This window comes from Ectopseudomonas chengduensis (assembly GCF_900102635.1).
Taxonomy (GTDB): domain Bacteria; phylum Pseudomonadota; class Gammaproteobacteria; order Pseudomonadales; family Pseudomonadaceae; genus Aquipseudomonas; species Aquipseudomonas chengduensis.
In genome coordinates, this window is sequence record NZ_FMZQ01000006.1 from 67,030 (window position 1) to 91,284 (window position 24,255).

General features: G+C 64.2%; 29 protein-coding genes, 1 tRNA gene and 1 riboswitch. Of the genes, 25 read left to right on the forward strand and 5 right to left on the reverse strand.

Translation table 11 applies throughout. The annotated features are described in order from the left end of the window. The first annotated feature begins 154 nt into the window (after positions 1-154). Both mazG and BLS08_RS11410 read left to right on the forward strand, forming a co-directional pair. Positions 155-985 (forward strand): nucleoside triphosphate pyrophosphohydrolase, encoded by an 831-nt coding sequence (gene mazG / locus BLS08_RS11405; RefSeq protein WP_055987177.1) that lies wholly within the window; start codon positions 155-157, stop codon positions 983-985. A 195-nt stretch (positions 986-1,180) separates the two neighbouring features. Continuing rightward, positions 1,181-1,720: a DUF2058 domain-containing protein gene (locus BLS08_RS11410; RefSeq protein WP_017677480.1), complete on the forward strand. Its 540-nt coding sequence runs from the start codon at positions 1,181-1,183 to the stop codon at positions 1,718-1,720. 36 nt (positions 1,721-1,756) lie between these two features. Here BLS08_RS11410 and BLS08_RS11415 read toward each other — a convergent pair whose 3' ends face one another. Beyond that, positions 1,757-2,029 carry a Rho-binding antiterminator gene (locus BLS08_RS11415; RefSeq protein WP_055987176.1) on the reverse strand — a complete coding sequence of 91 codons (273 nt, stop codon included), beginning with the start codon at positions 2,027-2,029 and terminating at the stop codon, positions 1,757-1,759. 120 nt (positions 2,030-2,149) lie between these two features. After that, positions 2,150-3,397: an OprD family porin gene (locus BLS08_RS11420; RefSeq protein ID WP_055987173.1), complete on the reverse strand. Its 1,248-nt coding sequence runs from the start codon at positions 3,395-3,397 to the stop codon at positions 2,150-2,152. A gap of 319 nt (positions 3,398-3,716) precedes the next feature. Between BLS08_RS11420 and BLS08_RS11425 the strand changes: the two genes are divergently transcribed. Further along, entirely contained in the window at positions 3,717-4,856 is a 1,140-nt protein-coding gene (locus BLS08_RS11425; RefSeq protein ID WP_055987171.1) for a DUF5610 domain-containing protein, read from the forward strand. 49 nt (positions 4,857-4,905) lie between these two features. Then, positions 4,906-5,142: a glutaredoxin family protein gene (locus BLS08_RS11430; protein ID WP_003461739.1), complete on the forward strand. Its 237-nt coding sequence runs from the start codon at positions 4,906-4,908 to the stop codon at positions 5,140-5,142. Between the two features lie 61 nt (positions 5,143-5,203). Here the strand turns inward: BLS08_RS11430 and BLS08_RS11435 are convergent. The 3 genes from BLS08_RS11435 to mobA all read right to left on the reverse strand — a co-directional run bounded on the left by BLS08_RS11435 (position 5,204) and on the right by mobA (position 6,308). Continuing rightward, positions 5,204-5,280: transfer RNA gene (locus BLS08_RS11435), tRNA-Pro, on the reverse strand. A 129-nt stretch (positions 5,281-5,409) separates the two neighbouring features. Next, positions 5,410-5,631 carry a YgdI/YgdR family lipoprotein gene (locus BLS08_RS11440; protein WP_003461730.1) on the reverse strand — a complete coding sequence of 74 codons (222 nt, stop codon included), beginning with the start codon at positions 5,629-5,631 and terminating at the stop codon, positions 5,410-5,412. A gap of 86 nt (positions 5,632-5,717) precedes the next feature. After that, positions 5,718-6,308, reverse strand: a complete 591-nt coding sequence (gene mobA / locus BLS08_RS11445; RefSeq protein ID WP_003461729.1) for a molybdenum cofactor guanylyltransferase MobA — start codon at positions 6,306-6,308, stop codon at positions 5,718-5,720. Between the two features lie 68 nt (positions 6,309-6,376). On the opposite strand from mobA, the gene moaB reads away from it, so the two are divergent. The 21 genes from moaB (at position 6,377) to BLS08_RS11545 (ending at position 24,253) form a co-directional block, all read left to right on the forward strand. Continuing rightward, positions 6,377-6,916 carry a molybdenum cofactor biosynthesis protein B gene (gene moaB / locus BLS08_RS11450; protein ID WP_017677474.1) on the forward strand — a complete coding sequence of 180 codons (540 nt, stop codon included), beginning with the start codon at positions 6,377-6,379 and terminating at the stop codon, positions 6,914-6,916. Next, positions 6,913-8,127, forward strand: coding sequence for a molybdopterin molybdotransferase MoeA (locus tag BLS08_RS11455; RefSeq protein ID WP_017677473.1), 1,215 nt, complete (start codon positions 6,913-6,915; stop codon positions 8,125-8,127). The genes moaB and BLS08_RS11455 overlap by 4 nt, the downstream gene beginning before the upstream one ends. A 293-nt stretch (positions 8,128-8,420) precedes the next feature. Then, positions 8,421-9,041 carry a C40 family peptidase gene (locus BLS08_RS11460; protein ID WP_026088616.1) on the forward strand — a complete coding sequence of 207 codons (621 nt, stop codon included), beginning with the start codon at positions 8,421-8,423 and terminating at the stop codon, positions 9,039-9,041. Between the two features lie 85 nt (positions 9,042-9,126). Further along, positions 9,127-9,651: a C40 family peptidase gene (locus tag BLS08_RS11465; protein WP_026088615.1), complete on the forward strand. Its 525-nt coding sequence runs from the start codon at positions 9,127-9,129 to the stop codon at positions 9,649-9,651. Positions 9,652-9,661: 10 nt separating this feature from the next. After that, positions 9,662-9,982: a hypothetical protein gene (locus BLS08_RS11470; RefSeq protein ID WP_017677470.1), complete on the forward strand. Its 321-nt coding sequence runs from the start codon at positions 9,662-9,664 to the stop codon at positions 9,980-9,982. Between the two features lie 33 nt (positions 9,983-10,015). After that, positions 10,016-10,368: riboswitch (cobalamin riboswitch) on the forward strand. Positions 10,369-10,559: 191 nt separating this feature from the next. Beyond that, positions 10,560-11,171, forward strand: a complete 612-nt coding sequence (cobO, locus tag BLS08_RS11475) for a cob(I)yrinic acid a,c-diamide adenosyltransferase (protein WP_026088614.1) — start codon at positions 10,560-10,562, stop codon at positions 11,169-11,171. After that, positions 11,171-12,463, forward strand: coding sequence for a cobyrinic acid a,c-diamide synthase CobB (locus BLS08_RS11480; protein ID WP_017677468.1), 1,293 nt, complete (start codon positions 11,171-11,173; stop codon positions 12,461-12,463). The genes cobO and BLS08_RS11480 overlap by 1 nt, the downstream gene beginning before the upstream one ends. Further along, positions 12,460-13,113: a 5,6-dimethylbenzimidazole synthase gene (bluB, locus tag BLS08_RS11485; protein WP_017677467.1), complete on the forward strand. Its 654-nt coding sequence runs from the start codon at positions 12,460-12,462 to the stop codon at positions 13,111-13,113. Before BLS08_RS11480 ends, bluB begins: the two co-directional genes overlap by 4 nt. 3 nt (positions 13,114-13,116) lie before the next feature. Further along, positions 13,117-14,025 (forward strand): adenosylcobinamide-phosphate synthase CbiB, encoded by a 909-nt coding sequence (cbiB, locus tag BLS08_RS11490; RefSeq protein ID WP_017677466.1) that lies wholly within the window; start codon positions 13,117-13,119, stop codon positions 14,023-14,025. Further along, entirely contained in the window at positions 14,018-15,028 is a 1,011-nt protein-coding gene (cobD, locus tag BLS08_RS11495) for a threonine-phosphate decarboxylase CobD (RefSeq protein WP_017677465.1), read from the forward strand. Before cbiB ends, cobD begins: the two co-directional genes overlap by 8 nt. Next, complete coding sequence (locus BLS08_RS11500) at positions 15,028-16,476, forward strand: cobyric acid synthase (RefSeq protein WP_017677464.1); 1,449 nt, start codon at positions 15,028-15,030, stop codon at positions 16,474-16,476. The genes cobD and BLS08_RS11500 overlap by 1 nt, the downstream gene beginning before the upstream one ends. A gap of 89 nt (positions 16,477-16,565) precedes the next feature. Beyond that, positions 16,566-17,087, forward strand: coding sequence for a bifunctional adenosylcobinamide kinase/adenosylcobinamide-phosphate guanylyltransferase (cobU, locus tag BLS08_RS11505; protein WP_017677463.1), 522 nt, complete (start codon positions 16,566-16,568; stop codon positions 17,085-17,087). Continuing rightward, positions 17,084-18,139 (forward strand): nicotinate-nucleotide--dimethylbenzimidazole phosphoribosyltransferase, encoded by a 1,056-nt coding sequence (cobT, locus tag BLS08_RS11510; RefSeq protein WP_021490058.1) that lies wholly within the window; start codon positions 17,084-17,086, stop codon positions 18,137-18,139. The genes cobU and cobT overlap by 4 nt, the downstream gene beginning before the upstream one ends. Beyond that, a complete protein-coding gene (cobC, locus tag BLS08_RS11515; RefSeq protein WP_017677461.1) occupies positions 18,139-18,711 on the forward strand; it encodes an alpha-ribazole phosphatase family protein in 573 nt (190 codons plus the stop codon). Before cobT ends, cobC begins: the two co-directional genes overlap by 1 nt. Continuing rightward, positions 18,708-19,439: an adenosylcobinamide-GDP ribazoletransferase gene (locus BLS08_RS11520; RefSeq protein WP_017677460.1), complete on the forward strand. Its 732-nt coding sequence runs from the start codon at positions 18,708-18,710 to the stop codon at positions 19,437-19,439. The genes cobC and BLS08_RS11520 overlap by 4 nt, the downstream gene beginning before the upstream one ends. A 73-nt stretch (positions 19,440-19,512) precedes the next feature. After that, positions 19,513-19,917: a MarR family winged helix-turn-helix transcriptional regulator gene (locus BLS08_RS11525; RefSeq protein WP_017677459.1), complete on the forward strand. Its 405-nt coding sequence runs from the start codon at positions 19,513-19,515 to the stop codon at positions 19,915-19,917. 52 nt (positions 19,918-19,969) lie between these two features. Continuing rightward, positions 19,970-21,175, forward strand: coding sequence for an MFS transporter (locus BLS08_RS11530; RefSeq protein WP_017677458.1), 1,206 nt, complete (start codon positions 19,970-19,972; stop codon positions 21,173-21,175). Next, positions 21,172-21,297 carry a hypothetical protein gene (locus tag BLS08_RS26710; RefSeq protein ID WP_017677457.1) on the forward strand — a complete coding sequence of 42 codons (126 nt, stop codon included), beginning with the start codon at positions 21,172-21,174 and terminating at the stop codon, positions 21,295-21,297. Before BLS08_RS11530 ends, BLS08_RS26710 begins: the two co-directional genes overlap by 4 nt. Positions 21,298-21,547: 250 nt before the next feature. Next, positions 21,548-22,099, forward strand: coding sequence for a glutathione peroxidase (locus BLS08_RS11535; protein WP_026088612.1), 552 nt, complete (start codon positions 21,548-21,550; stop codon positions 22,097-22,099). Positions 22,100-22,225: 126 nt separating this feature from the next. Next, positions 22,226-23,152 carry an esterase/lipase family protein gene (locus tag BLS08_RS11540; RefSeq protein ID WP_017677455.1) on the forward strand — a complete coding sequence of 309 codons (927 nt, stop codon included), beginning with the start codon at positions 22,226-22,228 and terminating at the stop codon, positions 23,150-23,152. A gap of 42 nt (positions 23,153-23,194) precedes the next feature. Further along, entirely contained in the window at positions 23,195-24,253 is a 1,059-nt protein-coding gene (locus BLS08_RS11545) for a lipase secretion chaperone (RefSeq protein WP_017677454.1), read from the forward strand. Positions 24,254-24,255 lie beyond the last annotated feature (2 nt).

The following is a 24,255-nucleotide window of genomic DNA, read 5'->3' on the forward strand; positions in this document are numbered from 1 at the left end:
GCTCTGGTACGCCAGCCCGGTCAGAATGCTCATTTACAACACGTAAACTCGAATGCGAGCCCAGTCCGTTCTTCGAGCGATTTCGCGGGGCCGCCATCGGTATTGCCTGACCTTCGCTCGACGACTTTTCGTACAAACCCTAGCGAGAGCTTTCATGTATCAACTCGACGACCTGCTGCACCTGATGGCGCGTCTGCGTGACCCGCAACACGGCTGCCCGTGGGATCTGAAGCAAAGCTACGCGACCATCGTGCCCTACACCCTGGAGGAGGCTTACGAGGTCGCCGACGCCATCGAGCGTGGCGACTTCGAGCATCTGCCGGGTGAGCTCGGTGATCTGCTGTTTCAGGTGGTCTATTACAGCCAGCTGGCGCAGGAGGAGGGGCGTTTCGACTTTGCCCGGGTGGTCGATGGCATCACCAGCAAGCTGATTCGTCGCCACCCGCACGTGTTTCCCGATGGTGACCTGTACGGTGCGCCGGATGCGGCGAAGCTGGAGGAGGCTGCGGTCAAGCAACGCTGGGAAGAACTCAAGGCGCAGGAGCGCGCGGAGAAGGCTGCTGCCCCCGAGCAGCTTTCTTTGCTCGATGACGTGCCGGCTGCGCTGCCGGCACTCTCGCGTGCGGCCAAGCTGCAGAAGCGTGCGGCGCAGGTCGGTTTCGACTGGCCCGAGGCACTGCCGGTGGTGGACAAGGTGCGCGAAGAGCTGGATGAAGTGCTCGAAGCCATGAGCGAGAACGACGCCGAGGCGGTTGCCGAGGAGATCGGCGACCTGCTGTTCGTCGTCACCAACCTGGCGCGCCACTTGAAGGTCGACCCGGAAGCGGCATTGCGCGCGGCCAACGGCAAGTTCGAGCAGCGCTTTCGCTTTATCGAACAAAGCGTGCGTGAAGCCGGACGCAGCATGGACGGTTGCTCGCTGGAGGAACTGGATGCCCTGTGGGGCGAGGCCAAGAAGCTGGAGAGGCAGGCGCCTGGCTGTTGAACCCTATAGGCACGGCGGCGTTCCGATTTATCCGCGCAGCCTTTGCTGTCCGCCTTTCGCGACTGAAGCGGTTCGCCGCCCGGTCGCTCCTAAAGGCTGGAGCCGCCGCTGCTTAGCCCTTATGCTGGGCGCCTTGGACTGGCAGCGTGAATCTGTGTCGCTGCCGCAACTGAATCATGTTCGGGATCTTTAGTCATGGGTCTTTCCCTGCGCGACCAGCTGCTCAAAGCCGGCCTGGTCAATGAAAAACAGGCCAAGCAGGCTGGCAAGCAACAGCAAAAGCAGAAGCGTCTGGTGCAAAAAGGCCAGGCCGAACTGGATGACAGCACACGTCAGGCCGCACTGCAGGCGCAAGCCGAAAAGGCCGCACGTGATCAGGAGCTGAATCGTCAGCAGCAGGAAAAAGCCGAGCAGAAAGCCCGCGCGGCGCAGGTCAAGCAACTGATCGAGCGTTCACGCCTGCCCAAGCTCGACGGCGAGGACTACTACAACTTCGTCGACGACAAGAAGGTCAAGCGCCTGCCGGTCAACACCATGGTGCGCAACAAGCTGTCCAACGGCTGGCTGGCCATCGTCCGTCATGGTGGTGGTTACGAGATCATTCCGCGCGAGGCTGCGCTGAAGATTCAGGAACGTGATGCCTCGCGCATCGTCCTGCTCAACACCCACGTCGAAGAGCCGGATGCCGATGATCCCTACGCGGCCTATCAGATTCCCGATGATCTGATGTGGTAACGCCGCGTTACTGCATGCTCGCGTAGGGCGTCGCGTTCAGCAGCGATTGCCGCTCAACAGCACCCGACCAAAGCTGGCGCCTGCATCCTGTGGGGTGATCGCCAGCAGGCGATCCATGCGCAGGCGCTGCTCGCCATCGGTGGTGCGTACCAGCAGAAACTCTTCCTTGCTCGCCGTGGTTTCCGTGGTCAGGGCCTGGCCCCGCAGGTGAGAGCCGTCGATCAGTTCGATATCCAGCTGATAGCGGTGCATGCAGGCGATCTCCAGGTAGTCGTAGAGGTCGCAGGCCAAGGGTTGGTAGTCGTCCATCGAGTTATCCTCCGAGATCGCTGGAGCCTAGTCGAGAAATGGCTCCGACTGTTTTCCAGGCAGATAAAAAACGCCGCAACCCGGTACAGGCGTTGCGGCGTTTTCGTGTTACTGGAGTGTTTACATCAGGGGGATGGTGTAGCTGACGATCAGGCGGTTTTCGTCCAGATCACCGATGCTCGCATTGGAGCGCACCATCGCGTTACGCCAGCGCACGCCGAGGTTCTTCAGTGGGCCTTGCTGGATGATGTAGCTGATATCCACGTCGCGTTCCCATTCCTTGCCGCTTGCGCCACCCACGCCGTCGAAGCCGTCGCCGGTCACGTAGCGGACGAACGCCGTCAGGCCCGGAATGCCATAGCTGGCGAAGTTGACGTCATAACGTGCCTGCCAGGATTTCTCGTCCTTGCGGGTGAAGTCGAGAATCTGGATGTAGTTGACGATGTAGGGATCGGTCTCGGTCAGGAAGGGGAAGGCGTTGTCGCCGCCGACCTTCTGATAACCCACGCGGAAGGTGTGTGCACCAATGCCGGCCCAGAGGTTGACCGAGGTCAGGTCGTTATCCAGCTTGCCGCCGAGTTTGCGGCCGTTGTCCTGGGAGTCGAAGTAGGCCAGGTTGGCGCCCAGCTTCCAGTCGCCGATCGGCTGCACGTGGATCAGGTTGTACAGCTTCTGGTCATAGATATCTTCCAGTTCGCCGTACCACACGCCAACGGTGGTGTTGCCGCCATTGAACTTGTAGTCGCCGCCGGCGAAGTTGTAGCGGTCGCTTTCGCCGCCGACGTTGGTGGCGGTGATATCCACCCTGTCGGTGGATGCGCGTTGGTTGACTTCACGCAGTTGGCCGCCATTGAGCGTCAGGCCGTCGATTTCCTGCGAGGTGATCATGCCGCCGGTGAACACCTGTGGCAGCAGGCGCGAGTCGCCGGAGGTGACGATGGGCAGCTTGGGCATCAGCCCGCCGACCTTGCCGACGGTCTTGGAAATGCGTGCCTTGACCGCGCCGCTGAGCTCGGAATATTCGTCCGGCCCCTCGTTGCCGAAAGCGTTGGGCAGCAGGCCGGTGCCGGCGCGTTCGTCAGACGAGTCGAGGTTCAGGCCCAGGCCCGCATAGGCGTCCAGGCCAAAACCAACGGTGCCCTCGGTGAAGCCGGACTCGGCCTTGAGGATGAAGCCCTGCGCCCATTCCTCGCGTTTGGACTGCTGGGCAGCCGTCGTGTCGCGCAGGTCGCGATTCATATAGAAATTGCGGAGTTCCAGCGTCGCTTTGCTGTCGCCGATGAAGTCAGCCTGTGCCAGGCTCGGCAGGGTCAGGCTGGCGCCCAGCGTGGCGAGGGCCACGGCGCGGGCGAGGGGAGTCTTACTCATTATTGTTGTCTCCTCGTTGTTATTAGCAGGTCGGCCACGATGTGACCGGCCAGTTACGGCGCGATGAAATAAAGCATCTCGATAGCGAGTCGACTGTAAGACTTTAGTCTCGCGGGGCTTTGAGCGTGGCTGGAGCGTAGGTGAGGGCGGCCTCTAGATCGCGGTTATCAGGGATTTTCTGGGTTTGGCCATCGAGCGGGAAAATCTCGTTCGAGCGCAAGCGAGCTGAGAAAAATCGACAACCGTTGGTCGATAAAGGTTAAAGCTTGCCTTTCAATGGCCGTTAAGTTCGGCAGATAACCTGTTTGGGTACCCCGTCATGAATCCTCTGAGCTCACTGAATTCCGCCGCTTCCCGCACTGCGCAAGCCAGCCAGGCTTTGGCGGCGCGCAGTAATGCCGCCGATGCCCAGGCCACCTTGGCCAATCGCCTCGCCGAGAAGCTCGGTGTGCCGTCGGGCTCGCTGTCTGGGTCGCGTGATGAATACACCCCGGAGAAAGTGGCGGGGCGGATTCTGGGCTTCATCGAGCAGCGTCTGCAGAGCGAGGCCGCTGCTGGCGCTGATCCGGCCAAATTGGACAAGCTGCTGTCCCAGGCGCGCGATGGTGTCGAGAAGGGCTTTGCCGAGGCGCGCAAGATCCTTGATGGCATGGGCGTGCTCAAGGGGCAGGTGGCCAGCGATATAGACGATACCTACAAGCGTATTCAGGATGGCTTCGGCGATCTCGACAAACGCTTCGGCAGCGCTGCCCCGGGCGCCTCGGACAAGGTTGCGGTTGCCGGTTACAGCGAGCGTTTCAGTGCGCTGGCGGAGACCTTCGACCTGTCCGTCACGACCCGCGATGGCGATCGCCTGCGCATTTCCGTGGCACAGGCTTCGGCCAGCTGGTCGCAGAGCAGTTTCGCCGCTTCCAGCGACGGTAAGTCCACCACTGTGGTGGGTACTAGTCAGTCTGGCAGCATGCGCATCGGTGGCTGGCAGGTGGATGTCGAGGGTGAGCTGGACGACGACGAGATCAAGGCGTTGGAGAAGCTTTTCAGTCAGGTGCAGGATCTCTCCGACAAGTTCTACGCTGGTGATCTGGCAGGTGCCTTCGACCGTGCCATGGCGCTGGATATGGACGGTGAGCAACTGGCCTCGATGTCGCTGCGCCTGACGCAGACCAGCGTGCGTCAGGCCACCGATGCCTATGGCGCCGTGGCTGGGCAGGGCGCCAGTGCGGTCAATGCCGGGCTGCAGGAATATGCCCAGGGCCTGCTCGATGCGCTGCGCAGTGCCGGCGACCTGGCGCAGGACGCCGGCGGCATGCTCAAGGAGTTGCTCAAGGGCGGCTTCTCGCTCGATGAGCGCTTCGACCTGCCGCGCCTGGAAAAGGCCGACAGCCTCAACCGCAGTCTGCTCGACGGTTTGCAGTCGCTGCTCGCTGGCCAAGCGGGCAAGGGCGTTGACGCGAGCTGATCGACAGCCGGTGCTAAACTGCGCACCTTGCTGATAGTGAGGTGCGCTCATGACGCCTGAATGCCAACTTTTCGGAACCCTGGGCTGCCATCTTTGCGAGGTGGCCGAGGCGCTGCTCATGCCATTCGTCGAGAATGGTCTGCTGGTCGAGTTGATCGACATCGCCGAGCACGAAGGGATGGTCGAGCAGTACGGTTTGCGCATTCCGGTGCTGCGCCGCTGCGACAGTGGAAGCGAGCTGAACTGGCCATTCGATGCCGAGCAGGTGGTGGCTTTTCTGAGCTGAAAGGCGCTACCGACAAGTCGAAGGCAATAAAAAACCCGCCGATTAAGGCGGGTTTTTGATTTGGTCGGAGAGACAGGATTCGAACCTGCGACCTTCTCGTCCCGAACGAGACGCGCTACCAAGCTGCGCTACACTCCGAATGAGCCGTATTCTACCGAAAAACTTTTACTGCACAAGGGGTTAGCCTGAAAAAATCAGCAGGCCGATATCCCTTTCTGCAGCCGGGGCGAGCCCCGTTGTCCTTCAGCGGTGCCTCGGGCTCTCGCCTCAGAGTTCCTTGACGGTCTGCACCTGATCCTTGTTGATCGTGGCGCGCTTGCCGTCGAGTTGCTCGAATTCGTAGAAGCCGGATTCTTCATCGAACTGGGGTTTGTCTACCGTCTGTATTTCACGCCCGTCATTCAGGGTGATCACCGACGGCGTGGAACAGCCGGCCAGCACAGTGAAGCCGATTGCCATCAGCAGGGCGGGGATTATCCGTTTGGTCATGGTGTGTCTCCTTGGGTGCTAAAGAGGTGCTATACCCTCGCTCAGACGTGAAACTGTCGTATGAGTTCCGCGCAGGGCTTCTCGCTTCAGCAAGGCGATATGCCGTTCGCGAGCGTTTCCGGTGTGTTCAGGTTGGCCAGGCGGGCATCTTCCAGCGTGCAGTCGACGGCGATGGGGGCTAGGTTGTCGAACCAGCGTTGCGGGCTGCGTTCACCGGATTGCCAGGCGTGTTCCAGATCGTCTCTGAGCCCCGTGGGCAACAGGCAGAACAGTGGCTGCCAGTAGTTGCCCTGGCGGATCACCACCGGCCGGCTCCCCGCGTGGGCAAGCAGTGACTCGATCAGTGCACGGTCCACCAGGGGGGCGTCACAGGGCAGCACCAGCATGTGCTCGTGGCGTGCCGCGGCCATGCCTGCGCGGATACCCGCCAGTGGCCCCTGAAAGTCCTGATCATGATCTGCGACCAGTTGGTCGGCGTAGCGTGCATAGTGCTCCGTGTTGCGGTTGCAGGAGATGATCAGGTCGTCGCTCAACGGTCTGGTCAGATCATGCAACCACGCGATCAGTGGCCGACCCTGCCACTCCAGCAGGCCTTTGTCGCGGCCGCCCATGCGCAGGCCGCGGCCACCGGAAAGCAGTAGCACCGAGCAGGTGGGGCTGGCGTTGGATGCGGGCATGTGTGCAGTCTCCGAAGGCAGGCTGTGTGATATAACAGCGCCCATTCTCTCCCAATTGGATGCCTGCCATGAACCATAAGGCCGACGCGGTTTTCGTGCCGCTGAACATTGCCGTGCTGACCGTCAGCGACACGCGCACGCTGGAGACCGACACCTCGGGTCAATTGCTGGTCGACCGTCTGACCGCCGCCGGGCACCAACTGGCCGCTCGCGTTCTGCTCAAGGATGACCTCTACAAGATCCGCGCCCAGGTGGCGACCTGGATTGCCGAGGATCAGGTACAGGTCGTGGTGATCACCGGCGGTACCGGTTTCACTGGGCGTGACAGCACGCCGGAAGCGGTCACCTGCCTGCTGGACAAGCAGGTCGACGGTTTTGGCGAGCTGTTCCGGCAGATCTCCGTGGCCGATATCGGCACTTCCACCATCCAGTCGCGTGCGCTGGCCGGTCTGGCCAACGGCACCCTGGTGTGCTGTCTGCCGGGTTCGACCAATGCCTGTCGTACCGCCTGGGACGGCATCCTCGGCGAACAACTGGATGCACGGCATCGTCCCTGCAACTTCGTGCCGCATCTGAAACAGGTGGGCGCCTGCGAGACACGCGGATGAGTGGTTGCGACCACCCCGGTCTGCTGCCCATGGAGGCGGCGCTGGAGCGCCTGCTGGCTCTGGCGGATGCGGCGCCAATCGAGCAGGTCGAGCAGGTCGTGCTGGCCGAGGCTGATGGTCGTGTGCTGGCCGAGCCGCTGATCGCGGCGCTGGATCTGCCGCCCTGGGCCAACAGCGCCATGGACGGTTATGCCCTGCGCCTGGCCGATTGCAATGGCCAGGCGTTGCCGATTAGCCAGCGCATTCAGGCGGGTACCGCGCCCACACCGCTGGAGTCCGGAACCTGCGCGCGCATCTTCACTGGTGCGCCGCTACCGGAAGGTGCCGACACTGTCGAGATGCAGGAAAACGTTGAGCTGGATGAGGCGGGGCGGGTGCATTTCCGCGAGCCGCTGAAAGTCGGGCAGAACGTACGGGCTCAAGGTCAGGAAACCCGCAGCGGCGAATGCGTGCTGCCGGCCGGTACCCGCCTGGGGCCAATCGAGCTGGGGCTGGCAGCCTCTCTTGGCGCTGCTCGGCTGTCGGTGCGGCGGCGCCTGCGCGTTGCCGTGCTGTCCACCGGCGATGAGCTGGTCGAGCCGGGGCAGGCACTTGGGCCGGGGCAGATCTACAACAGCAATCGCCGTCTGCTGATCGCCTGGTTGCAGCGGCTGGGCTGCAGCGTGGTGGATGCGGGCATATTGCCTGATGACCTGCAGCGTACCCGCGAAGCGCTGCGCGCCCTGGGCGAGGTCGATCTGATCCTCTCTACGGGTGGCGTTTCGGTGGGGGAGGCGGATTTTCTCGGCATAGCCCTGCGCGAGGCGGGCGAACTGGCGCTGTGGAAATTGGCGATCAAGCCAGGTAAACCGCTGACCTTCGGCCATTACCAGGGCGTTCCGGTAATAGGTTTGCCGGGCAACCCGGCCTCGACACTGGTCACCTTCGGACTGCTGGCGCGTCCTTACATGTTGCGTCGTCTTGGTGTGCAGCGGGTCGAACCACTGAGCTTCGCGGTACCGGCAGGTTTTACCTGGGGTAAGCCCGGCATGCGCCGTGAGTACCTGCGCGCGCGTCTGGAGCATGGGCGCGTGGTGCCCTATGCCAACCAGAGTTCCGGCGTTTTGCGCAGCGCCGCCTGGGCCGAAGGGTTGGCCGAGGTGATGGAGGGCAGCACGCTGGCCGAAGGGGATATGCTGCGTTTCATTCCTTTGAGCGAGATTCTCGGCTAGCAGGCTGTTGAAAAACTACCTGCGTTGCCATTGCTGCGTTAAAAACAGGCTCAAAATGCTCATTTACAACTCGTAAACTGCGCTTTTTCGCCTGTTTTTGCCTTGCACTGGCTGCCTCGGCTACGTTTTTCAACGGCCTGCTAGCGCCTGAAACGCCCGGCTGCAGGCATGGTCGGGCGCTTTAGATGGCGCGGCGAAACTACTGGGTCACATTTCTAACGATAGAATTTGCAAATGGGCCTTGTAGAAGGCATAGTCGCCGACTTGTAAATTCAACCGACACGGTCGTGCCCATGCTAAAACGCTTCGCACCCCTCGTGCCTCTTGCACTCACAGTCTTGCTCGCTGCCTGCGCCGGCCACTCGCCGCAACCGCAGACAGACGACGCTACGGCCGAGCCAGTTGCTCGCCCGCTCTCTCAGCAGGTTGAGCCTGCCGACGATGAAATCACCGCGCTGATCGACGACAAACCCTATGAAATGCCGCAGCTGGCAGACAGCCTGCTCGATCTCGGGCGTTCGCTGATCGGCACGCGCTATCGCTACGGTGGCACCTCGGTGCAATCCGGTTTCGATTGCAGCGGTTTTGTCGGCTACTTGTTCCGCGAGGAAGTCGGCCTGGAACTACCACGTTCCACGCGTGAGCTGATCAACCTCGATGCGCCGAAGGTGGCGCGCGCCGATCTGGAGCCGGGTGATCTGATCCTGTTCAATGATCGTGGTCGTGGTCGCGTCAGTCATGCCGGCATCTATCTGGGTGATGACCAGTTCATCCACTCCAGCAGCAGCCGCAGCGGTGGTGTGCGTATCGACAGCCTCGACGACAGCTACTGGAACCGTAGTTATCTGCAGGCCAAGCGCGTCCTCGCGCTGGCTCCGGTGGAAGAGCAGGTCGCCGCCAAGCGCAACAACTGATGTATCACGGCGTAACCCCAGGGTTGCGCCGTTCGTCTTGTCTCGGGCAGAGTAGAGCGCATTCAGGCTCAGGATCGCCTCGCTTATGCCCGTCACGACCCGTGTTGCCCTCATCGCTCTCGTTCTGCTGCTGAGTGCCTGCAGCAGTCGCGCTCCCTCTCCCCAGCCCAGTTACACCCCTCCAGTCTCTTCGTCGTCTTATCAGGGCGGCGCTGAAGACGTGCTGTTCCGTGCCCTCGGTCTGGTCGGTACGCCGTATCGCTATGGTGGCAATACCCCGGAAGGTGGTTTCGACTGCAGTGGCCTGATCGGCTACGTTTATCGTGATGCTGCCGGTATCAGTCTGCCGCGTTCGACGCGTGAGCTGAGTGCCATGCGCACCCCTGATGTCCGCCGCGACGCCTTGAAAAGTGGTGACTTGGTGTTCTTTGCCACCAATGGTGGTCGCGCCGTCAGTCATGCCGGGATCTATGTCGGTGACGGCCGCTTCGTTCATGCCCCCTCCACCGGCGGTACCGTGCGCCTGGACAGCCTCACCAGCGGTTACTGGCAGGGCGTCTATCTCGATGCCAAGCGGGTCATCACCCCAGAGCTCGCGCGTAATCCCTGAATTACTGTCCATGGTCGATCCCATTCGCCTGCCGCCTCAGCCTGAGGTCTGCGAACTGTGCGCGCGCCCCGTCGCATTGACCCGTCATCACCTGATTCCCAAGGCGCTGCACGACAAGGCTTATGTGCAGAAGCGCTACCCCCGTCATGAACGTATCACCGCCACGCTGTGGGTCTGCCGCGCCTGCCATAACCAGATTCATCGGCTTTTCAGTGAAAAGGAGCTGGCGCTGACCTACAACAGCCGCGAGGCACTGCTGAGCGACGAGCGTTTGCGAACGTTCGTCGACTGGTTGGCGAGCAAGCCGCCCGGGTTCATGCCCAGGCACTGAGTGGCGTTGACGGGCAGGGCTGCCAGCCTCTACCCTGCGCGCCTTGCTTCAGGTGCCCCGCGTTGCCGTGAATGGCGGCCAAGGGGTGAAACAGGGAAGCCGGTTCCAATGCCGGCGCTGCCCCCGCAACGGTAGGTGAGTCAAACGCTGCTTAAGCAGACCGTGTGAAAACGTAGCGAGCGAAGGTCAGGCAAGGCAAAAACAGGCGAAAAAGCGGAGTTTACGAGCTGTAAATGAGCATTTTGAGACTGTTTTTAACGCCGCATGGCCGAGCGCAGTAGTTTTCACGCAGTCTGCAAAGCCACTGTGCTATGCACGGGAAGGCGCGGCGCAGAACCCATGGTTCGCTCACAAGCCCGGAGACCGGCCTGTCGCAGTTTCACGGCATCGCGGAGGGCGCTGTCCGGCCAACGCTCCGGTTCTACCGGGTGCGTTCGTGTTGTTTCGTCTTCCGCTCGCCTGACCAGCCATTGGTGCCTGGATGAGTGCGTGCGGATCATCGCGATCTTCTTCCTCATTGCCGTTCGTACTGTTCGAGGAACAGGCGGCGCGGGTGCCTGACGTGCAGGAGCACAGCATGAGTGAGACCGCCGAACGCGACGCCCGCCACAAGGCGCGCATGCAACGCAAGAAAGCCCTGATCGACGAAAAGATCGCCCAGGCCCAGGACGAATACGGCCTGCTACTGGTGCACAGCGGCAATGGCAAGGGCAAGAGCAGCAGCGCCTTCGGCATGGTCGCGCGCGCCCTTGGCCATGGCATCAAGGTCGGCGTGGTGCAGTTCATCAAGGGGGCGGCCAGCACCGGTGAAGAAACCTTCTTCCGCCGTTTCCCCGAGGAAGTCAGCTATCACGTGATGGGCGAAGGCTTCACCTGGGAAACCCAGGATCGCCAGCGCGATATCGCCAAGGCGCAGCAAGCCTGGGCCGTGGCCCGGCATCTGCTCAGCGATGAGTCGGTCGGCCTGGTGGTGCTGGATGAGTTGAACATCGCCCTCAAGCATGGCTACCTCGAACTGGACACGGTGCTGGCTGATATCGAAGCGCGCCCGCTGTTGCAGCACGTGGTGGTGACCGGCCGTGGCGCGTTGCCAGGCATGCTCGAGGCGGCTGACACCGTCACCGAAATGAGCCTGGTCAAGCATGCGTTCAAGTCTGGAGTAAAAGCACAGAAGGGCATCGAATTCTGATGGGCGCACGTCACTGTCCGGCGCTGCTGATCGCTGCGCCGGCGTCCGGCCAGGGCAAGACCACTGTCACTGCCGCGCTGGCGCGCCTGCATACACGTCAGGGGCGGCGGGTGCGGGTGTTCAAGTGCGGCCCGGACTTCCTCGACCCGATGATCCATGCCCGCGCCAGTGGCGCGCCGGTGTACCAGCTCGATCTGGCCATGGTCGGCGAAGCAGAGAGCCTTCGCCTGCTATGGCAGGCCGCCGGCGAGGCGGACCTGATCCTGATCGAAGGGGTGATGGGCCTGTTCGACGGCAAGCCGTCGGCGGCCGACCTGGCGCGCCACTTTGGCGTGCCGGTGCTGGGTGTGATCGACGGTGCGGCCATGGCGCAGACCTTCGGCGCCCTGGCCCACGGGCTTGCCACTTTCCAGCCGGACTTGCCCTTTGCCGGGGTGCTCGGTAACCGAGTTGCCAGCACGCGCCACGGCGATATCCTGCGTGATGCGCTGCCAGCGAGCATTCGCTGGTTTGGCGCCTTGCCGCGCAGTGCCGCAGTGGAGCTGCCCAGCCGCCATCTGGGGCTGGTGCAGGCGGGCGAGTTGGCCGATCTGGACGCACGTCTGGACGCCGCGGCCGATGCCCTGGCGGCCAGTGCCAACGTCGATCTGCCGCCTGCGGTGAGCTTCGCCGCGCCGCAGTTCGATGAACTGGCGCCTCTGTTGGCTGGCGTACGCATCGGCATTGCGCGCGATGCGGCGTTCGCCTTTCTCTATCAGGCCAACCTCGACCTGTTGCAGGCGCTCGGCGCTGAGCTGCATTACTTCTCACCTTTGGCCGATCACGAGCTGCCGCAGGTGGACAGCCTTTATCTGCCGGGCGGGTATCCGGAGCTGTACCTGGCCGAGCTGGAAGGCAATCAGGCCATGGCCGCGGCGATCCGCGCCCATCACCAGGCCGGCAAGCCGCTGCTCGCCGAATGTGGCGGCATGCTCTATTTGCTCGATGAGCTGCGCGACAAACAAGGCGCCAGCGGGCGCATGCTCGGCCTGCTGGCGGGCAGCGCCGCCTTGCAGCCACGGCTGACCGCCCTGGCGTTGCAGCAGGTGACGCTGCCCGAAGGCGAGCTACGTGGCCACAGTTACCATCACTCGCGGCTGGAAAGTCCCTTGCAGCCTCTGGCACTCGGTCGCTGCCCGAACGGCAAGCCGGTGGCTGAGGCGGTTTATCGCCTGGGGCGACTCACCGCCAGCTATATCCACTTCTACCTGCCGTCCAACCCGGAGGCGGCCGCCGCGCTGTTACGCCCATGAGCGAGCATGCCTTCAGCCATGAGGAGCGTGCGGCGGTGTATCGCGCCATCGCCGAGCGCCGCGATATGCGTCATTTCAGCGGCGGCGAGGTGCCAGCGGAGATCCTGGCGCGGCTGCTCGAAGCGGCGCACCACGCGCCGAGCGTTGGCCTGATGCAGCCTTGGCGCTTTGTGCGCGTCAGTGACCCGCAACTGCGTGAGTCCATTCATGAGCTGGTAGAGGCCGAGCGGGTGCGCACTGCCGAGGCCCTCGGCGAGCGCAGTGACGAGTTCATGCGGCTGAAGGTCGAAGGTATTCGCGACTGCGCCGAGCTACTGGCGGTGGCGCTGATGGAGGGACGCGACGCACATGTCTTTGGACGACGCACCCTGCCGGAAATGGATATGGCCTCGGTGGCCTGCGCCATTCAGAATCTGTGGCTGGCTGCGCGTGCCGAAGGGCTCGGGCTCGGTTGGGTATCGTTGTTCGACCCCGAGGCGCTGGCTGCGTTGTTGGGCATGCCGGCGGGTAGCAAGCCGGTAGCGCTGCTGTGCCTGGGGCCGGTTCAGGCCTTTTACGAAAAGCCGATGCTGGTGGAGGAGGGTTGGGCCACGCCCCGACCGTTATCGGAATTGTTGTTCGAGAATCGATGGGGATCCTCTGGTGAGTGAACGATGAGCCTGGCGCTGATTACCTGTGCCGGCGTGGCGTTGGATGCCGTGCTGGGCGAGCCCAGGCGCGCGCATCCGCTGGTGGCCTTCGGCCGCCTGGCGGGGCGCCTGGAGCAGCGCTTCAACCCGGCCGGTGGCGGCTGGCGCAGCCATGGCGTAACGGCCTGGTGCCTGGCGGTGCTGCCGTTGACCCTGCTTACCTGGCTGTTGGTGCACCTGACCTCGCTTGGCTGGGCGGTGGAGATCTTCGCCCTGTACTTCGCCCTCGGCCTGCGCAGCCTGTACGAGCACGCGCAGCCGGTGGCCCGCGCGCTGCGTCTGGGTGACCTGGCCCTGGCGCGCGAGCGCGTCGGCTGGATGGTCAGCCGCAATACCGCCGAGCTGGACGCAACCGGGGTGGCCCGTGCCGGCACCGAATCGGTGCTGGAGAACGGCTCCGACGCCGTGTTCGCCGCCTTGTTCTGGTTCATCGTCGCTGGCGCGCCGGGCGTCGTCCTGTACCGCCTGAGCAACACGCTCGATGCCATGTGGGGCTATCGCAACGAACGCTTCGAGCGTTTTGGCTGGGCCGCGGCGAAGATCGATGACGTGCTCAATTACATCCCGGCGCGCCTGGTGGCGCTGACCTATGCGCTGCTTGGGCGTACTGCCCTGGCCCTGCGCTGCTGGCGCCGGCAGGCGCCCTTGTGGGACAGTCCCAATGCTGGCCCAGTGATGGCTGCTGGTGCCGGAAGCCTGGCCGTTAGTCTGGGCGGTGCGGCCGAGTATCACGGCGAGGTGCATGAACGCCCACAACTGGGCGAAGGTCCACCGCCGCGGGCGCGGGATATCGAACGGGCGATGAACAGGGTTATCGCCGGGGTTGGCTTGTGGCTGTTATGCCTGATCGTCTGGGAGGTGCTGGGTGCTTGAACATGGAGGTCGTCTGCGCGCAGCGGCGCAGCGCTATGGCATCCCGCTGGAGGACTGGCTGGATCTGTCCACCGGGGTCGCACCCTACGGTTGGGACCTACCGGCGGTACCGGGCTCTGCCTGGGCGCGCCTGCCTGAAGCGGACGACGGCCTGGAGCAGGCGGCGCGCGATTATTACGGCGCCGTCAGCCTGCTGCCGGTAGCCGGCTCGCAGGCGGCGATCCAGGCCCTGCCACGTCTGCGCGCGAACAGCAGCGTGGGTATCCTCGCACCGACCTATGCCGAGCACGCCGCCGCCTGGCGACGCGAGGGGCATCGGGTGATCAAGCTGAGCGAGGGCTCGGTGCATCGCGCGCTGCCGCAAGTGGATGTACTGCTGGTGGTCAACCCCAACAATCCGACCGGCCGCCTGATCGAGCCGGCGCGCCTGCTCGACTGGCACGATGAACTGGCCGAGCGCGGCGGCTGGCTGGTGGTCGACGAAGCCTTCATCGATTGCACGCCGGAGCACAGCCTGGCCGCCTACAGCGACATGCCGGGGCTGATCGTGCTGCGCTCGTTCGGCAAGTTCTTCGGTCTGGCCGGTTTGCGTCTGGGCTTCGTCCTGGCCGCCCAGACGCTGCTGGATGAGCTGGAAACGCTGCTCGGGCCCTGGGCCGTCAGTGGCCCGGCGCGCAGCGTGGCGCGCAGCCTGCTGGTCGATGGCGAGGGGCAGCGCCGCCAGCGTGAGCGCCTGCTGGCTGACGGCGAGCGCCTCAAGGCGCTGCTGCGTGACTGTGGCTTGCCGTCGACCGGTGGCTCGTCGCTGTTCCAGTTCTGCTGCACCCGTCGCGCCGTGCCCTGCGTCGAGCTGCTGGCGCGGCGGGGCATCCTGGTGCGCCTGTTCGCCGAGCTGGACAGCCTGCGCTTCGGCCTGCCGGCGGACGAGGCAGGCTGGCTGCGGCTGGAGCAGGGTCTGTTGGAATGCGCGCCGATATTGGCCAGTCTCGAGGAAACGCCCTGATGGCCACCCTGATGGTGCAGGGCACCACTTCCGATGCCGGCAAGAGCACACTGGTGACGGCGCTGTGTCGCTGGGTACGGCGCCAGGGCGTGTCCGTGGCGCCTTTCAAGCCGCAGAACATGGCGCTCAATTCCGCCGTGACCTCTGACGGCGGTGAGATCGGCCGGGCGCAGGCGGTACAGGCGCAAGCGGCCGGCCTGGCGCCGCATACCGACATGAACCCGGTGCTGCTCAAGCCCAACAGCGACATGGGCGCCCAGGTGATCATTCACGGCCGTGCCATCGGCAACATGCAGGCGCTGACCTATCACGGCTACAAGCCGGTGGCCATGGCGGCTGTGCTGGAGTCACACGCCCGCTTGCTCGCGCGTCATCAACTGGTGCTGGTCGAGGGCGCAGGCTCGCCGGCCGAGATCAACCTGCGCGCCGGCGACATCGCCAACATGGGCTTTGCCGAGGCGGTGGATTGCCCGGTAATTCTGATTGCCGACATCGACAAGGGCGGCGTGTTCGCCCATCTGGTCGGTACCCTGGAGCTGCTCAGCCCGAGCGAACAGGCGCGCATCCGCGGTTTCGTGATCAATCGCTTTCGCGGTGATATCGCGTTGCTCAAGCCGGGGCTGGACTGGTTGCAGCAGCGCACCGGCAAGCCCGTGCTCGGCGTACTGCCGTATCTGATGGATTTCCACCTGGAAGCCGAGGACGCCGTCGATACCCGTCAGCAGGCCAAGGACGCGCAGGCGCTGCGCGTGGTGGTGCCGGTGTTGCCGCGTATCAGCAACCACACCGATTTCGACCCGCTAAGGCTGCACCCGCAGGTGCAATTGACCTTCGTCGGGCCGGGCCAGGCGATACCGCCGAGCGACCTGATCATCCTGCCTGGCTCCAAGAGTGTGCGCGCCGATCTCGCACGGCTGCGCGAGCAGGGCTGGGACGCCGCCATCGCCCGCCACCTGCGCTACGGCGGCAAGGTTCTGGGCATTTGTGGTGGCCTGCAGATGCTCGGCCGGCAGATTCACGACCCGCACGGCCTGGAAAGCGCTGCCGGCAGCAGCGAGGGCCTCGGCCTGCTGGATTTCGAGACGCTGCTTGAGCCAGAGAAGCAGCTGCGCAACGTCCGCGGCCGGCTGTGCCTGGAACAGGCTGATGTCAGCGGCTACGAGATTCATGCCGGCGTCAGTCGTGGTCCGGGCCTCAACGGCGCCGTGCACCTTGACGACGGTCGCAGCGATGGCGGTCTCAGCGCCGATGGTCAGGTGCTCGGCACCTACCTGCACGGCCTGTTCGAGCAACCCTCGGCGCTTGCCGCACTGTTGCGCTGGGCCGGGCTGCAGGAGGTGCAGACGGTGGACTACCAGGCGTTGCGCGAGCGCGATATCGAACGCCTGGCGGACCAGGTGGAACTGCATCTGGATACCGAAAAACTCAGAGCGCTTTGCGGCCTGTAGGAGCGAGCTCTGCTCGCGAGGTTTTTATGTACCGCACGGTTCGCGAGCAGAGCTCGCTTCCGCAGGGCTGAATGAATGTGGATGGAAGCATGCTTGAATTGATCCTCGGCGGTGCCCGTTCCGGCAAGAGCCGGCTGGCGGAGAAGCTGGCCGACGAGTCCGGGTTGGAAGTTGTTTACATCGCCACCAGCCAGCCGCTCGATGGCGAGATGAATGCGCGCGTCGCTCAGCATCGCGCGCGTCGCCCGGCGCACTGGGCACTGGTCGAGGAGCCGCTGGCGCTGGCCCATGTGCTGCGCGAACAGGCCGCGCCCGGCCGTTGCCTGCTGGTGGACTGCCTGACCCTGTGGCTGACCAACCTGCTGATGCAGGACGATCCGGCTCGGCTGGCAGCCGAACGCGATGCGCTGCTCGGCTGCGTGGATGGGCTGCCCGGGCGAACCCTGCTGGTCAGTAACGAAACCGGGCTGGGTGTGGTGCCGCTGGGCGAGCTCACCCGCCGTTATGTCGATGAGGCCGGCTGGCTGCACCAGGCGCTGGCCGAGCGCAGTCAGCGCGTGCTGTTCACCGTCGCCGGTTTGCCCATGGTGTTGAAGGGGGAGGCGTTATGAGTCTGCAATGGTGGCAAGGGCCTTGTCAGCCGCTTGATCATGTTGCGCGGGTCAAGGCCGAGACGCGTCAGCAGCAATTGACCAAGCCGGCGGGTTCGCTGGGGCGGCTGGAGAGTCTCGCGATCCATCTGGCCGCATTGCAGGGGCGCGAGCGGCCGAGCCTGGACAAACTGTCGATCGCCATCTTTGCCGGTGATCATGGCGTGGTGGCCGAAGGGATTTCCGCCTACCCGCAGGCGGTGACGGGGCAGATGCTGGCCAACTTCGTCACTGGCGGTGCGGCGATCAGTGTGCTTGCGCGTCAGTTGGATGCGGTGCTCGAGGTGATCGACCTGGGTACTGCTGAACCCTTGCCGCCGCTGCCTGGCGTGCGCCATCTGCAGGTCGGTGCTGGTACGCAGAATTTCGCCCGTGATCCGGCCATGACCTTGGCCCAGGCGATGATTTGCCTGGAGGCCGGCCGCGACAGCATCCAACGCGCGCGTGCTAGCGGTTGCGACCTGTTCGTCGGTGGCGAGATGGGCATCGGCAACACCACCGCGGCGGCAGCGCTGGCCTGCTGGCTGCTGAGTTGCCCGGCGAGCGAGCTGGCAGGTCCCGGCACCGGGCTGGATGGCGCGGGTGTGGCGCACAAGGCGCGGGTGATCGATGCCGCGTTGGCCCTGCACCGGGCGCAGATCGACGGGCCATTGCAGGCGCTGATCCACCTGGGCGGGTTCGAGATCGCCGCGCTCACCGGCGCCTACCTGGCCGCCGCGCAGCGGGGTATCGCGGTATTGGTCGATGGCTTTATCTGCAGCGTTGCGGCATTGCTCGCCGTGCGCCTGAACCCTGGCTGCCGCGACTGGCTGCTGTTCGCCCATCACGGTGCCGAGCCCGGTCATGTGCGCGTGCTGCAGGCGCTGGCGGCCGAGCCGCTATTGGAGCTGGGTTTGCGTCTGGGTGAGGGCAGCGGCGCCGCGTTGGCGGTACCGCTGCTGCGCCTGGCCTGTGCCTTGCACGGACAGATGGCGACCTTCGCCGAAGCGGCTGTCGCCGAAAGGCCGAGCTGATGCTGCATCTGGAATTGCTGCGTCACGGTGAAACCGAGCTGGGCGGTGGGCTGCGTGGCAGCCTGGATGATGCGCTGACCGAGCAGGGTTGGGCGCAACTGCGCGCAGCGGTGCAGGACGCCGGCCCCTGGGATCGCCTGATCAGCTCGCCACTGCAGCGTTGCGCGCGGTTTGCCGAGGAAGTCGCGCTGGCCAATGCCTTGCCGCTGCACTACGAGGCGGATCTGCAAGAGCTGCATTTCGGTGATTGGGAAGGGCGCACTGCTGCACAGCTGATGGACAGCGATGCTGAGGCGCTGGGTCGCTTCTGGGCCGATCCCTATGCGTTCACACCGCCTAATGGCGAGCCGTTGCTGCAGTTCGAAGCGCGTGTGCTGGCTGCCTTGCGGCGCTTGCAGCAGCGCCATGCGGGAGAGCGGCTGCTGCTGATCACCCACGGCGGCGTGATGCGCCTGCTGCTGGCGCGCGCGCGTGGCCTGCCACGCCAGGATCTGCTGCAGGTCAACGTCGGCTATGCCCAGCGTTTTCGTCTGCGCCTGGATGCCGATGAGCAACTGGCGGAGTTGCCATGATCGCGTTGCTGATCGCCCTGCAGTTCCTCACTCGTCTACCGGTCAGTCTGCCGGGCATGCCCCCCCCCGAGCAGGTGGGGCGCTCGCTGCTTTGGTACCCGCTAGTGGGGCTGCTGCTCGGCCTGCTGCTGTGGGGCGCTCATCTGCTGTTGGGGCAGACACCGGCGTTATTGCAGGCGGCGATCATTCTGGCGTTGTGGGTGGGGTTGAGCGGCGGTCTGCATCTGGACGGCCTGGCCGATACCGCTGATGCCTGGGTCGGCGGTTTCGGTGATCGCGAGCGCACTCTGACGATCATGAAGGACCCGCGCAGCGGCCCCATTGCGGTGGTGGTGCTGGTGCTGCTGTTACTGCTCAAGTTCGCTGGGTTGTTCACGCTCCTGCAGGCCGGGCAGGGCATCTACCTGTTGCTGCTGCCCTGGCTGGGGCGCAGCCTGTTGCCGTTGCTGCTGGCAACCACGCCCTACGTGCGGGCCGGTGGGCTGGGTCAGGCCCTGGTCGATCATCTGCCGCGTGGGCAACTGCATTGGGTGCTGGGCGTGCATCTACTGGGCATGCTGCTGTTCGGCTGGGCGGGGCTGCTGGCGTTGGCCACGGCATTGCTGCTGTTCGTCTGGCTGCGTCGCGCGTTGCTGTTACGCCTGGGCGGCACCACCGGAGATACCGCCGGTGCCCTGGTCGAGCTGGCCGAGTGCGCCGTGCTCCTGACGCTGGCCCTGAGTCTCTGATCTCAACTGTTATGGCGAGGCGGTGGGCAACTGTATGAGTGCCAATCGCCGATGCGGGTATATACCTGTATCCATGTTGCCGACCTCTTGTCTCTGTACCCAACTGCGCCGCGCCAGCCGCGGTGTCACCCGCCGTTACGACGATGCCCTCGCGGCCGTCGGGCTCGGTGCTGCGCAGTTTTCCCTGTTGCGTCATGTGCAGCGGCTCGGTCAACCGAGCATTTCCCTGCTCGCCGACGCCATGGGGCTCGATCGCAGCACGCTCGGGCGCAACCTGCGGGTGCTGGAGGATCAGGGGCTGGTGCAACTGGGAGAAGGGCGCGATTTGCGCGCTCGCGAGGTACGGCTCACAGAAGCCGGCCTGCAACGCATCGAACAGGCGCTGCCGCTGTGGGAACAGGTGCAGCGTGAACTCAATGCCCGGTTAGGCGCAGATCGCCGTGCCGAGCTGATGAGGCTGCTCGAAGAACTGGCCTGATGGCCGCATCACTGCCTACACGGTCGCAGGCGACCGTCCGCTGGAGATACTGATGACAACTGCATGGCGTTCAACCACCTGGCTGCTGCTCGGCGCATCGCTGATCCTGGCGCTGTCGCTTGGCACGCGCCATGGCTTCGGCCTGTTCCTGCCGCCGATGAGTGCGGAATTTGGCTGGGGCCGTGAGGTATTCGCCTTCGCCATCGCCCTGCAGAACCTGATCTGGGGTCTGGCCCAGCCGATCACCGGTGCGCTGGCCGACCGTTTCGGCGCGCGCAAGGCCATCGTCATCGGCGGCGTGCTCTACGTGCTGGGTCTGGTGTGCATGGGGATGGCCGACTCGCCGCTGTCGTTGTCGCTGAGCGCTGGCCTGTTGATCGGCATCGGTCTGTCCGGCACGTCGTTCTCGGTGATTCTCGGCGTGGTCGGTCGCGCCGTGCCGGTGGAAAAACGCAGCATGGCCATGGGCATTGCTGCGGCGGCCGGCTCCTTCGGTCAATTCGCCATGCTGCCGGGCACGCTCGGCCTGATCAGCTGGCTCGGCTGGTCGGCAGCACTGCTGGCCCTGGGGCTGCTGGTGGCGTTGATGATTCCGCTGGCGGCGATGATCAAGGAGACGCCGCCACCAGTGACCAATGGTCCGCAGCAGACGCTGGTCGAAGCGCTGCGCGAGGCCACCAGCCACTCCGGTTTCTGGCTGCTGGCGCTGGGTTTCTTCGTCTGTGGCTTTCAGGTGGTATTCGTCGCCGTGCACCTGCCGGCCTATCTGGTTGATCACCACCTGCCGGCGTTGACCGGTACCACGGTGCTGGCGCTGGTCGGCCTGTTCAATATATTTGGCACCTACATCGCCGGCTGGCTCGGTGGACGCATGTCCAAGCCGCGCCTGCTCAGTGCGCTGTATCTGCTGCGCGGTGTGGTGATCACGCTGTTTTTGGTGGCACCGCTGACGCAGTGGAGTGCCTACCTGTTCGGTATCGCCATGGGCCTGCTGTGGCTGTCGACCGTGCCGCTGACCAACGGTACCGTGGCGACCCTGTTCGGCGTGCGCAACCTGTCGATGCTCGGCGGTATCGTCTTCCTGTTCCACCAGCTCGGTTCCTTCCTCGGTGGCTGGCTGGGCGGCTACCTCTACGACACCACTGGCAGCTACGACCTGGTCTGGCAGATCTCCATCGGCCTGAGTGTGATGGCTGCCGCGCTGAACTGGCCGGTGCGTGAGGTGCCGGTGGCGCGGCTGCAAGGTGCGCCGGCGTGAGCCACAGGGTACTGCTGTTCGCCGGCCTGACGCTGGGCTTTGGTCTACTGTTGGCGCTGGCCTGGTGGGGCTGGCGCCAGGGTGGGTTGGCTTTGCTGCAGTTGGGCATCGGTATCTGCTAGGTTCTGCACGATAAGTGCCTGCGCTCGTTGATGCTGCGTTAAAAACGGGCTGGAACGCCAGCCCGGTCGAATGCTCATTTACAACTCGTAAACTCGAATGCGAGCCCAGTCCGTTCCTCACCCGTTTTTGTGGGGCCGCCATCGGTATCGCCTGACCTTCGCTCGACGACTTTTCGTACAGACCCGAGTTGCTTGCGTCTGGGCCTGCGAGTAGCGTGGTGGAATCGCGTCATTGCCCGAGGTCACTGCCATGTCTATTCGTCGTCTTGCCTGTTCACTTTTGCTCTCCAGCCTGGCGTTGCCGGTGCTTGCCGCAGAGTGTCCGGCCATGCTCCAGGGCGAACTGCCCAAGCTGCGCGCCAAAGGTGAAAACATCGAGCTCTGTCAGTACGCGGGCAAGCCGCTGGTGGTGGTCAATACCGCCAGCTTTTGCGGCTTCACCCCGCAATTCAAAGGGCTTGAAGCGCTTTACCAGCGGTACAAGGATCAGGAACTGGAGGTATTGGGCGTGCCGTCCGACGACTTCCGCCAGGAATCCGCCGATAGCAAGGAAACGGCCACCGTCTGCTACGTCAACTACGGCGTGACCTTCGCCATGACCGAACCGCAGCCGGTTTCGGGTGCCAATGCCATCCCGTTGTTCAAGGGCCTGGCCGAGCAGAGCCGGCAGCCGCGCTGGAACTTCTTCAAGTACGTGGTCGACCGTCAGGGCAAGGTGGTGGCGAGTTTCTCCAGCCTGACCAAGCCTGACGATCCCGAGCTGATTGCCGCCGTAGAGAAGGCGATCGCCTCGCAACCCTGATTCCGTCCCGCTTCACGGCCCTTCACCCATCTGGGCGATGGGCCTTGTCCGTCTGCCTGCCTAGACTGGCCAGGCGCCGGACGCAGTTCACCCGGCGTGCCCTACAAGAACAATAAGGAGGCACCCATGCGTCGCGTCTATACCGCTGCCCTGGCAACACTCGCTCTGCTTGGCGCCGTCGAGGCCCAGGCCAACTACACCAAGACCAAGTATCCGATCGTGCTGGTACACGGCGTGACCGGGTTCAATACCATCGGCGGGCTGGTCAATTACTTCCATACCATTCCCTGGAACCTAGAGCGCGATGGCGCCCTGGTGCACGTCGCCAGTGTCGCTGCCTTCAATGACAGCGAGCAGCGCGGCGCCGAGCTGGCCCGGCAGATCGTGCCCTGGGCCGCAGGCGGAGGCGGCAAGGTCAACCTGATCGGCCACAGTCAGGGCTCGCCGACCTCGCGCGTTGCGGCTTCGTTGCGGCCGGATCTGGTGGCCTCGGTGACCTCGATCAACGGCGTCAACAAGGGCTCCAAGGTCGCCGATGTGGTGCGCGGCGTGCTGCCACCGGGTAGCGGTATCGAAGGCGGCGCCAATGCCATCGCCAACGCCCTCGGTGCGGTGATCAATCTGCTGTCTGGCTCAAGCAACCCGCAAAACGGTATCAACGCGCTAGGCACCCTGACCACCGCGGGCACCAGTGCGCTGAACAGTCGCCACCCGTGGGGCGTCAACACCAGCAGCTACTGCGCCAAGTCCACCGAAGTGCACAACGTGCGCGGTCACAGCATCCGCTACTACTCCTGGACCGGTAATGCCGCCTATACCAACGTGCTCGATGCGGCTGATCCATTCCTGGCCTTCACCGGCCTGGTGTTTGGCAGCGAGAAGAACGACGGTCTGGTGGGCGTATGTTCCACTTATCTGGGGCAGGTGATCGACGACAGCTACAACATGAACCACGTCGATGCGATCAACCACCTGTTCGGCATTCGTGGCTGGACCGAGCCGGTGTCGCTGTATCGCCAGCACGCCAACCGCCTGAAGAACAAGGGCGTCTGATCCCGGTGAACGCGGCGGGGCAACTCGCCGCAGTGAGGTCGCATGTCCAAATTCTTCAGTCTTTCCCTGGTTGCCGTGGTGGTCGCTGGTGGCCTTACCCTGCACTGGCGCTGGCCGGCAGCAGTGCCTGAAGCTCAGCCTGCTGCCACTGTCGCCGTGCCGTCACGGCAGTCGTCGATCGAGCAGGCTTCGACTTCCCCCGCCAAGGCGCCCGCCGAGGCGCAACCGCCAATAGCCGCGACCTTGCCCAGCCTGGCTGGTACCGAGGTGGATGGCCAGCTGCGTACCGACGCGGCCGGCAATCTGCTGCTGGATCAGGCGGTTCGCGATTACTTCGATTACTTCCTCAGCGCGGTCGATCATTCCGGGCTCGATGCGGTGATCGAGGCGTTGCTGGCCGATGCCGGCCGGCGCCTGCCGGAGCCCGCACTCGGGCAGATGATCAGCCTGCTCGGTGATTACCTTGACTACAAGCGCGCCAGCATGGCGCTGATGCAGCAACCACTGGATGCAAGGCAGCAGGTCGAGCCGCAGGCGCAGCTACAGGCTCTGCAGTCGGCTTTCGCGCGCCTGGACGAGCTGCGCCGCGCACATTTCTCTGCAGCTGCGCAGGAAGCGCTGTTCGGCGCCGAACAGGCCTATGCCCGTTACACCCTCGATAGCCTGGCAGTGCAGCAGCGTGATGACCTCGGCGAGGCGCAGCGCACGCAACTGCTCGAACAGTTGCGTGAGCGTCTGCCCGATGCGCTGCGCGAAAGTGAGCAGCGCCAGCAACTGGCCCAGGAGCAACTGCAGCGCAGCGAGCAACTCTGGCGTGATGGTGCGGACGAGCAACAGGTGCGCGAGTTCCTGGCGATGACCTATGATCCGGACACCGTGCAGCGCCTGCTGGATGAGCAGCGTCGCGAGCGCGACTGGCAGCAGCACTACCAGGCCTATCGCAATGAGTTGGCCAGCCTGCAAGGTCGGGGGCTGAGCGAGGCGGATGGCGAGCAACTGCAGCGCCAGCTGCGCGAGCGGCTGTTCAGCAGTGAAGACCGACACCGTGTGGAAACCTATGACGCCATTGCCGCGAAGCAGCCGGAGCCGCTCGACCCCTGACG

Coding starts and splice junctions, on each gene's coding strand:
- BLS08_RS11465 (WP_026088615.1), top strand. CDS start 9,127: ATGCCCGTCACGACCCGTGTTGCCCTCATCGCTCTCGTTCTGCTGCTG.
- bluB (WP_017677467.1), top strand. CDS start 12,460: ATGAGCGAGCATGCCTTCAGCCATGAGGAGCGTGCGGCGGTGTATCGC.
- BLS08_RS11530 (WP_017677458.1), top strand. CDS start 19,970: ATGACAACTGCATGGCGTTCAACCACCTGGCTGCTGCTCGGCGCATCG.
- BLS08_RS11455 (WP_017677473.1), top strand. CDS start 6,913: ATGAGTGGTTGCGACCACCCCGGTCTGCTGCCCATGGAGGCGGCGCTG.
- cobO (WP_026088614.1), top strand. CDS start 10,560: ATGAGTGAGACCGCCGAACGCGACGCCCGCCACAAGGCGCGCATGCAA.
- BLS08_RS11535 (WP_026088612.1), top strand. CDS start 21,548: ATGTCTATTCGTCGTCTTGCCTGTTCACTTTTGCTCTCCAGCCTGGCG.
- BLS08_RS11420 (WP_055987173.1), bottom strand. CDS start 3,397: ATGAGTAAGACTCCCCTCGCCCGCGCCGTGGCCCTCGCCACGCTGGGC.
- mazG (WP_055987177.1), top strand. CDS start 155: ATGTATCAACTCGACGACCTGCTGCACCTGATGGCGCGTCTGCGTGAC.
- cobU (WP_017677463.1), top strand. CDS start 16,566: ATGCTTGAATTGATCCTCGGCGGTGCCCGTTCCGGCAAGAGCCGGCTG.
- BLS08_RS11430 (WP_003461739.1), top strand. CDS start 4,906: ATGACGCCTGAATGCCAACTTTTCGGAACCCTGGGCTGCCATCTTTGC.
- BLS08_RS11525 (WP_017677459.1), top strand. CDS start 19,513: ATGTTGCCGACCTCTTGTCTCTGTACCCAACTGCGCCGCGCCAGCCGC.
- BLS08_RS11480 (WP_017677468.1), top strand. CDS start 11,171: ATGGGCGCACGTCACTGTCCGGCGCTGCTGATCGCTGCGCCGGCGTCC.
- BLS08_RS11545 (WP_017677454.1), top strand. CDS start 23,195: ATGTCCAAATTCTTCAGTCTTTCCCTGGTTGCCGTGGTGGTCGCTGGT.
- moaB (WP_017677474.1), top strand. CDS start 6,377: ATGAACCATAAGGCCGACGCGGTTTTCGTGCCGCTGAACATTGCCGTG.
- BLS08_RS11540 (WP_017677455.1), top strand. CDS start 22,226: ATGCGTCGCGTCTATACCGCTGCCCTGGCAACACTCGCTCTGCTTGGC.
- BLS08_RS11410 (WP_017677480.1), top strand. CDS start 1,181: ATGGGTCTTTCCCTGCGCGACCAGCTGCTCAAAGCCGGCCTGGTCAAT.
- BLS08_RS11415 (WP_055987176.1), bottom strand. CDS start 2,029: ATGGACGACTACCAACCCTTGGCCTGCGACCTCTACGACTACCTGGAG.
- mobA (WP_003461729.1), bottom strand. CDS start 6,308: ATGCCCGCATCCAACGCCAGCCCCACCTGCTCGGTGCTACTGCTTTCC.
- BLS08_RS11520 (WP_017677460.1), top strand. CDS start 18,708: ATGATCGCGTTGCTGATCGCCCTGCAGTTCCTCACTCGTCTACCGGTC.
- BLS08_RS11500 (WP_017677464.1), top strand. CDS start 15,028: ATGGCCACCCTGATGGTGCAGGGCACCACTTCCGATGCCGGCAAGAGC.
- cobC (WP_017677461.1), top strand. CDS start 18,139: ATGCTGCATCTGGAATTGCTGCGTCACGGTGAAACCGAGCTGGGCGGT.
- BLS08_RS11470 (WP_017677470.1), top strand. CDS start 9,662: ATGGTCGATCCCATTCGCCTGCCGCCTCAGCCTGAGGTCTGCGAACTG.
- BLS08_RS11440 (WP_003461730.1), bottom strand. CDS start 5,631: ATGACCAAACGGATAATCCCCGCCCTGCTGATGGCAATCGGCTTCACT.
- BLS08_RS11425 (WP_055987171.1), top strand. CDS start 3,717: ATGAATCCTCTGAGCTCACTGAATTCCGCCGCTTCCCGCACTGCGCAA.
- cbiB (WP_017677466.1), top strand. CDS start 13,117: ATGAGCCTGGCGCTGATTACCTGTGCCGGCGTGGCGTTGGATGCCGTG.
- cobT (WP_021490058.1), top strand. CDS start 17,084: ATGAGTCTGCAATGGTGGCAAGGGCCTTGTCAGCCGCTTGATCATGTT.
- BLS08_RS11460 (WP_026088616.1), top strand. CDS start 8,421: ATGCTAAAACGCTTCGCACCCCTCGTGCCTCTTGCACTCACAGTCTTG.